The 6,308-nt window shown below is 73.4% G+C and carries 5 protein-coding genes; 1 reads left to right on the plus strand and 4 read right to left on the minus strand.

What is annotated here, in order from left to right; genetic code table 11:
* Positions 1-130: 130 nt before the first annotated feature.
* From H5J29_RS17255 to H5J29_RS17270, 4 genes are read right to left on the minus strand one after another with little or no spacing between them, the layout of a single operon-like run.
* A complete protein-coding gene (locus tag H5J29_RS17255; RefSeq protein ID WP_181781979.1) occupies positions 131-1,234 on the minus strand; it encodes an NAD(P)-dependent alcohol dehydrogenase in 1,104 nt (367 codons plus the stop codon).
* 22 nt (positions 1,235-1,256) lie between these two features.
* Positions 1,257-2,780, minus strand: coding sequence for an acyl-CoA synthetase (locus tag H5J29_RS17260; protein ID WP_181781980.1), 1,524 nt, complete (start codon positions 2,778-2,780; stop codon positions 1,257-1,259).
* A gap of 13 nt (positions 2,781-2,793) precedes the next feature.
* Complete coding sequence (locus tag H5J29_RS17265) at positions 2,794-4,152, minus strand: MFS transporter (protein ID WP_181781981.1); 1,359 nt, start codon at positions 4,150-4,152, stop codon at positions 2,794-2,796.
* A 52-nt stretch (positions 4,153-4,204) separates the two neighbouring features.
* Positions 4,205-5,986 (minus strand): acyclic terpene utilization AtuA family protein, encoded by a 1,782-nt coding sequence (locus H5J29_RS17270; RefSeq protein ID WP_181781982.1) that lies wholly within the window; start codon positions 5,984-5,986, stop codon positions 4,205-4,207.
* 135 nt (positions 5,987-6,121) lie between these two features.
* On the opposite strand from H5J29_RS17270, the gene H5J29_RS35160 reads away from it, so the two are divergent.
* Positions 6,122-6,308: LysR family transcriptional regulator (locus tag H5J29_RS35160; RefSeq protein ID WP_312858278.1), on the plus strand; the 187-nt coding region annotated here is incomplete at its 3' end.

Consider the following 6,308-nt stretch of genomic DNA (forward strand, 5'->3'; position numbering starts at 1 on the left):
GCGTGACGGCCCCCCGAACCATCGAAGGCGACTCCTCCTCGGTGGCCGGGTCGACCATCGTGATCGTGCCGCCCGCGGCGGGAGCCCGCCACGCGCCACCGATGTAGAGCTCCTTGCGCACGTGCATGGTTCAGCCCTCTCCCGGCAGCAGCACCGGTTTGATGGTCGTCCCGGCCGCCGCGTCCCGCTCCGCCCGGTCGATCTCGGCCAGCGGGTAGGTGCGGACCAGCGAGTCGAACGGGAATCGCCCCTGGCGCCACAGCTCGATCAGCCGGGGGAGGAACAGCTGGGGCACGGCGTCGCCCTCGAGGATGCCCGTGACCGACTTGCCCATGGTCAACGCCGACGGGGCGAGGACGAGGTCCCGGGCGCCCGCACCGGCCCCCACCAGGCCGATCGTGCCCCTGGGCCGCAGTCCCTCCACACCCGCGGCGATCACCGCGGGGACCGCGGTGGTGTCCAGCGCACGGTGCGCTCCCCCGCCGGTCGCGGCCTGGACCTCCTTGACGACCCGGTCCGAGTCCCCGCGCACGACGTGCGTCGCCCCGAGCTCCAGCGCCTTCTCCAGCCGCGAGTCGTGCAGGTCCACCGCCACGATCGCCGCGGCCCCCGCGACCTTCGCCGCCATGACGGCGGCCAGGCCGACCGCGCCCGCCCCGTAGACCGCGACGGTGCTGCCCGCGGTGACCCCCAGGGCGATCAGGATCGAGCCCGCGCCGGTCTGGATGCCGCAGCCCAGCGGGCCGAGGAGCTCGAGCGGCAGGTCGGGGTCGACCGGGACGACGGTGCGCGACCCGGCCAGCGCGTGCGTGGCGAACGAGGACTGGCCGAACCACCGCGCCGCGACCTCGCGGCCTGCGCCGTCGCGGGCCTGCACGGCGCCCGGACCGCCGCGGCCGGTGAGGTTCAGCGCGTAGAACGAGTCGCAGTACGCGGGATGACCGCCGAGGCAGTTCGCGCACCGGCCGCAGGAGTCGAAGGACAGCAGCACCGGGGTGCCCACCTCGACGGTCGCCCCCGGCCCCACGGCGACGACGGTCCCCGCGCCCTCGTGCCCCGCGATCAGCGGTGGCGCACCCCGGAAGCCCGGGACACGCGGGAGCACATCGGTGTGGCAGAAACCGGTCCCGGCGATCCGCACCAGGACCTGGCCGGGCCCCGGCTCGGGGAGCTCGACCGGCTCGACGGCGAACGGCGCATCCGCCGACCGGAGCACCGCGGCCTGGATCAGCATGCCCGCTCCTCCACGATCGGTCTCATACGTACAGGTCCCGCAGCTCACCCTTGGCCAGCTTGCCGGTGGGGGTGCGGGGCAGGGTCCGGCTGAAGACGATCCGCCGCGGCGTCTTGAACCGGGCGAGCCGCGACCGCACGTGGTCCAGCAGCTCGGCGGCGAGCGACTCGTCGGGGTCCCGCCCGGGGACGGTCTGGACCACCGCCAGGACCGACTCCCCCATCTCCTCGTCGGGCACGCCGATCACCGCCGCGTCGAGCACGGCCGGGTGCTCACCCAGCACGTTCTCGATCTCCTGGGGGTAGATGTTCACACCGCCCGAGATGATCAGGAAGGTCCGGCGGTCGGAGAGGAACAGGAACCCGTCCTCGTCGAGCCGCCCCAGGTCCCCGGTCGTGGTCCACGTCGGATGGTGCGGATGCTGCGCGGCGCGGGTCTTCTCGGGCGCGTTGTGGTAGCGGAACGGCAGCTCGTCCCGCTCGAAGTAGACCGTGCCGACCTCGCCCACCGGGAGCTCGCGGCCGTCGTCCGCGCAGATCCGGACGACGCCGAGGACCGCCCGGCCCACCGTCCCGGGCTTGCGCAGCCAGTCCGCGCAGCGCACGACGGTCATGCCGTTGAGCTCGGTCGACGAGTAGTACTCGTCGACGATCGGGCCCCACCACTCGATCATGCGGCGCTTGACGTCCGGGGGGCACGGCGCCGCCGCGTGCACGGCGAGCCGCAGGCTCGAGACGTCGTACCGCGCACGCACGTCCTCGGGGAGCTTGAGCATGCGCACGAACATCGTGGGCACCCACTGGCTGTAGGTGACCCGGTACCGCTCGATGAGCGCGAGCGCCTCCTCGGCGTCGAACCTGCGCATCACCACCACGGTGCCGCCGAGCGCCTGCACCGCGGTGCACGTCCGCAGCGGGGCGGCGTGGTAGAGCGGCGCGGGTGAGAGGTAGACGTCCTCCGGGCCCGCGCCCCAGACCCGCTGGGTCGAGGCGACCTGACGGTCCCCCGGCTCGTCGACCTGCTCCTCCGGCAGCGGCGGGAGGATGCCCTTCGGCCGTCCGGTGGTGCCCGAGGAGTAGAGCATGTCCGCGCCGCGGGGCTGGTCCGCGAGCGGGACCGGCGACTCGCGGGCGGCCAGCTCCTCGAGCGGGCGGTAGCCCTCGGCCCGGCCGAGGCTCAGCAGGTGCTCGACCTGCGGGACCAGCGGCGGGAGGTCGGGGGCGACGGCGAGCGCGGCGTCCACGACGAGTGCCCGGGCCCCGCAGTCCTCGACGATGTAGGCGATCTCGGCCGGGGTGAGATGGCTGTTCACCATCGTCAGGTAGAGCCCGGACCGCTTGGCCGCCCAGTAGACGTCGAAGATCCGCAGGTCGTTCGCCGCGACGACGGCGAGGTGGTCACCCCGCCGCAGCCCCAGCCCGTGCAGCACCCGGGCGATGCGGACGGACCGCTCCTCGAGCTGGGCGTACGTCACGGTCTCGCCCGTGTCGGCCATGATCGCCGCCGGCTTGTCCGGCGTGGTGGCGGCGTGGGTCCCGGGGTACATCGCGCTCCCGTCCTCAGCTCGCGGTCTTCGCGCCCGCGAGGTCGTCCCCGACCACGAGGGGGTCGGTGGCCAGCTCAGCGGCCTGCAGCCGCGGGATCGCCAGCAGGCAGCCGAGGCCCACGAGGGCCAGCGCGACGATGTACGCCGCGACGATCCACGTCGACCCCACCCACGAGTACAGCGCGGTGCAGATCAGCGGGGTGAACCCCCCGCCCATCACGGCCGCGACCTGGAAGCTCAGCGAGACCCCGGAGTACCGCACCCGCGTGGGGAACAGCTCGGCGAAGTAGGACGCGACGGCCGCCGAGATCGCCGCGAGGACGATCGCGGAGATGACCAGGGCGAGGACGTACAGACCGAGGCTGCCGGAGTCCACCAGCCAGAAGAAGGGGAAGGCGTACGCCGCCGTCGCGATCGTCCCGACGAAGAACAGCCGCCTGCGCCCGATCCGGTCGGCCAGGGTGCCGTAGGCGAGGTTGCACACCACGCTGACGGCGGAGACGCACAGGCCGACCGTGAGCACCGTGCTCCGCGAATGGGTCTCCGCGGTGGTGGTCACGTAGGAGATCACCCAGGTGGTGCTCACGTAGAAGGCGGCGGCGGTCGCCATGTAGGTGCCCGCGGCGGCGAGGATGAGCAGCGGGTGGGTGCGCAGCACGTCGAGCAGGGGTGCGCCGGACCGCTCGGTCTTCTCCGCCGCGGCACCCTCGAAGACCGGCGACTCCTCCACGGACGCACGGATCCAGAACCCGACGCCGATCAGGACCGCGCTGATGAGGAACGGGATCCGCCAGCCCCAGCTGTCGAACGCGCCCGCGGGCAGGGTGGCGGAGAGCGCGGCGAACACCCCGCTGGACAGCAGAACGCCCAGGGGCGCACCGGCGGCGGGCAGCGAGCCGAAGAAGCCGCGGCGCGCGGGCGGGCTGTGCTCGACCGCCATGAGCGCGGCGGCCCCCCACTCGCCCCCGACCCCGATGCCCTGCACGACCCGGAGGGTGACCAGCAGGATCGGCGCCCAGATGCCGATGGTGTCGTAGGTGGGCAGCAGTCCGATCAGGACGGTGGCCACGCCCATCAGCATCAGCGTCCACACCATCATCGGCTTGCGGCCGAGCCGGTCGCCGAAGTGGCCGAAGATCGCGGCGCCGAGCGGGCGGGCCACGAACCCGACCGCGAACGTGGCGAAGCTCGCCAACGTGCCCGCGAGCGGGGAGAAGTCCGGGAAGAACGCCCTCCCGAACACCAGCGCCGCGGCGGTGCCGAAGATGAAGTAGTCGTACCACTCGATCGCGGTGCCGATCGTGGTGCCCGCCGCGACCTTCCCCATGCGGGAGGGAGCGGGAGCCGTGTCGTGGTGTGGTTCGGTCGTCATCGTGGTTCCGATTCTCGTCGTCGAGCGGGTGCGATGGGGGGTGGGGGCCGTCTCAGCGGGACCGGGCGAGGTCGCGCACGAGGTCCTCCGGGACCTCGACGTGCTTGGCGCGCAGGTACTCGCCGACCGCCTTGCCGACCTGGTCGACCCGGGTGTTGGAGGACCCCCCGGTGCCGAGCAGGCCGCGCAGGACGAAGTGGACGGCCCGCAGCTCGGGGAACTCGTGGCGGACGATCTCGAGCTCCTTGGTCTCCGGCAGCAGCCTGCGGAGCTCGTCGGTCGAGAGGAAGGACCGCAGCCAGGGCCACACCCGCTCGTCCGCGGCCCAGACGCCGAGGTTGCTGTTGCCCCCCTTGTCGCCGCTGCGGGTGTGCACGAGCTCGGCCAGCGCCGTCCGGGTGGTGCGCACCCCGGTGTCGGAGTCGGCGGGTTCCGGGTGCTCGGGCTGCGTGGCCGCCGGGGTCGTTCCCGCGAGGGGGCCGACGACCTCGGTCCGCCCGTCGGCGTGGACCACGCGGTGCTCGACCGCCGAGGCGTCCAGGACGGCGGGCCAGTAGTCGATCCGCGGGGACGGCGAGTTGGCGAGCATCCCCGCGCCGTCGTGGAAGAACCCGGGGAAGGTCTGCAGGTACAGGCTCCCGAGTCGACGTCGGGCGGCGAACTCCGCCAGCGCGGCCTCGTCCGCGGCCGTCGCCATCACCCGCACCGGCACGGTCGCGTCCCACTGGGTCGCGGGGTCGGGCGCGGCGCTGCCGAGGGCCGTCACGGTCAGCTCGACGCCCTCCGGGAGGTCGAGATGGAGCTGGTCGGCGAGCAGCGCGACCTTGGCCTCGACGTCCGGACCGGTGGCGTAGACCGTGTTCACGACCTGGTGGCCGTCGAGCCCGAACAGCGCGACCTTCGTGGTGGCGGGCGCGGGCAGACCGGCCGCGCCGCCGACGGCGACCCGGTCCGGGCCGGTCTCCGCCAACCGGATGCCCGACAGGTCCACGGTGACGTCCGGGTTGAGGTAGAGCGGGCCCTGGATCTCGTAGAGCAGCTGGGCGGTGACCGTGTCGACGGTCACCCGCCCGCCGTCGCGCGCGTGCTTGGTGACGACGCCGGACCCGTCCGCGGCGATCTCGGCGATCGGGAAGCCGGGTCGGGTCATGTCGCCCAACGCGGTGAACCCGGAGAAGTTGCCGCCCACGGCCTGCGGGCCGCACTCGATGACGTGCCCGGCGACCACCGCCCCGGCGAGCCGGTCCCAGTCGTCCTCGGCCCAGCCGTGCCACCAGGCCGCGGGCCCGCTGACCAGCGACGCGTCGGCGACCCGGCCGGTGACCACGATGTCCGCACCCGCCCGCAGCGCGGCGGTGATCCCCCAGCCGCCGAGGTAGGCGTTGGCCGCGATCGGCCGGATGCCCCAGGAGGTCAGCGGCGCGCCGGTGTCCAGGTGCTCCAGCGGGTTCCCGTCGGACACCAGGCGGTCGAGGTCGGCGAGCACGTCGTCGCCCTCGACGTGGGCGACGGTGAGGCCGGCCCCGGAGCGGGCGATCTCGTGGCGGACGACGGCGGCGAGGCCCGCGGGATCGAACCCGCCCGCGTTGCAGACCAGCTTCACGCCGCGGTCTCGCATCGTGGCCAGCTGGGGTGCGAGCTGGTGGAGGAAGTACTCGACGTAGCCCGGTCGACCCTGCCGCTGCCGACCGGCCAACCCGGCGAGGGTGATCTCGGCGAGGTAGTCGCCGACCAGCACGTCGACGGGATCGCCCGCCAGCGCCTCGGCGAGACCCGTGTAGCGGTCCCCCAGGTAGCCGGAGAAGTTGGCGATCCGCACCGGTCGGCGGCTCATCGGCGCTCCCATCGACGTTCGTTGTCGGTCGGGGGAGACGCTAGGCGGGCCGGTGCGCCGCGAGAACGACCAATGTCCGCACATGCACGTTCGCGTTCCGGTCACGTCGGGACGACACGGACCTACAGTGTGCGTGTGCAGATCTCCCATCTCCGGTACTTCGTCGCGGTGGCGGAGGAGCTGAACTTCACGCGCGCGGCGCAGCGACTGCACATGGCCACGTCCCCGCTCAGCCAGCGGGTGCGCGACCTCGAACGGGTCCTCGGCGGGGCCCTCTTCGTCCGTGGCCACCACCGGATCGACCTGACCCCGCTGGGCGAGG

The organism is Pseudonocardia pini (genome assembly GCF_013870575.1).
Taxonomy (GTDB): Bacteria; Actinomycetota; Actinomycetes; order Mycobacteriales; family Pseudonocardiaceae; genus Pseudonocardia; species Pseudonocardia pini.

Bases quoted from the DNA above. Each gene is read 5' to 3' on its own strand.
- H5J29_RS17255 (WP_181781979.1), bottom strand. From the start codon at position 1,234: ATGCTGATCCAGGCCGCGGTGCTCCGGTCGGCGGATGCGCCGTTCGCC.
- H5J29_RS17265 (WP_181781981.1), bottom strand. From the start codon at position 4,152: ATGACGACCGAACCACACCACGACACGGCTCCCGCTCCCTCCCGCATG.
- H5J29_RS17270 (WP_181781982.1), bottom strand. From the start codon at position 5,986: ATGAGCCGCCGACCGGTGCGGATCGCCAACTTCTCCGGCTACCTGGGG.
- H5J29_RS17260 (WP_181781980.1), bottom strand. From the start codon at position 2,780: ATGTACCCCGGGACCCACGCCGCCACCACGCCGGACAAGCCGGCGGCG.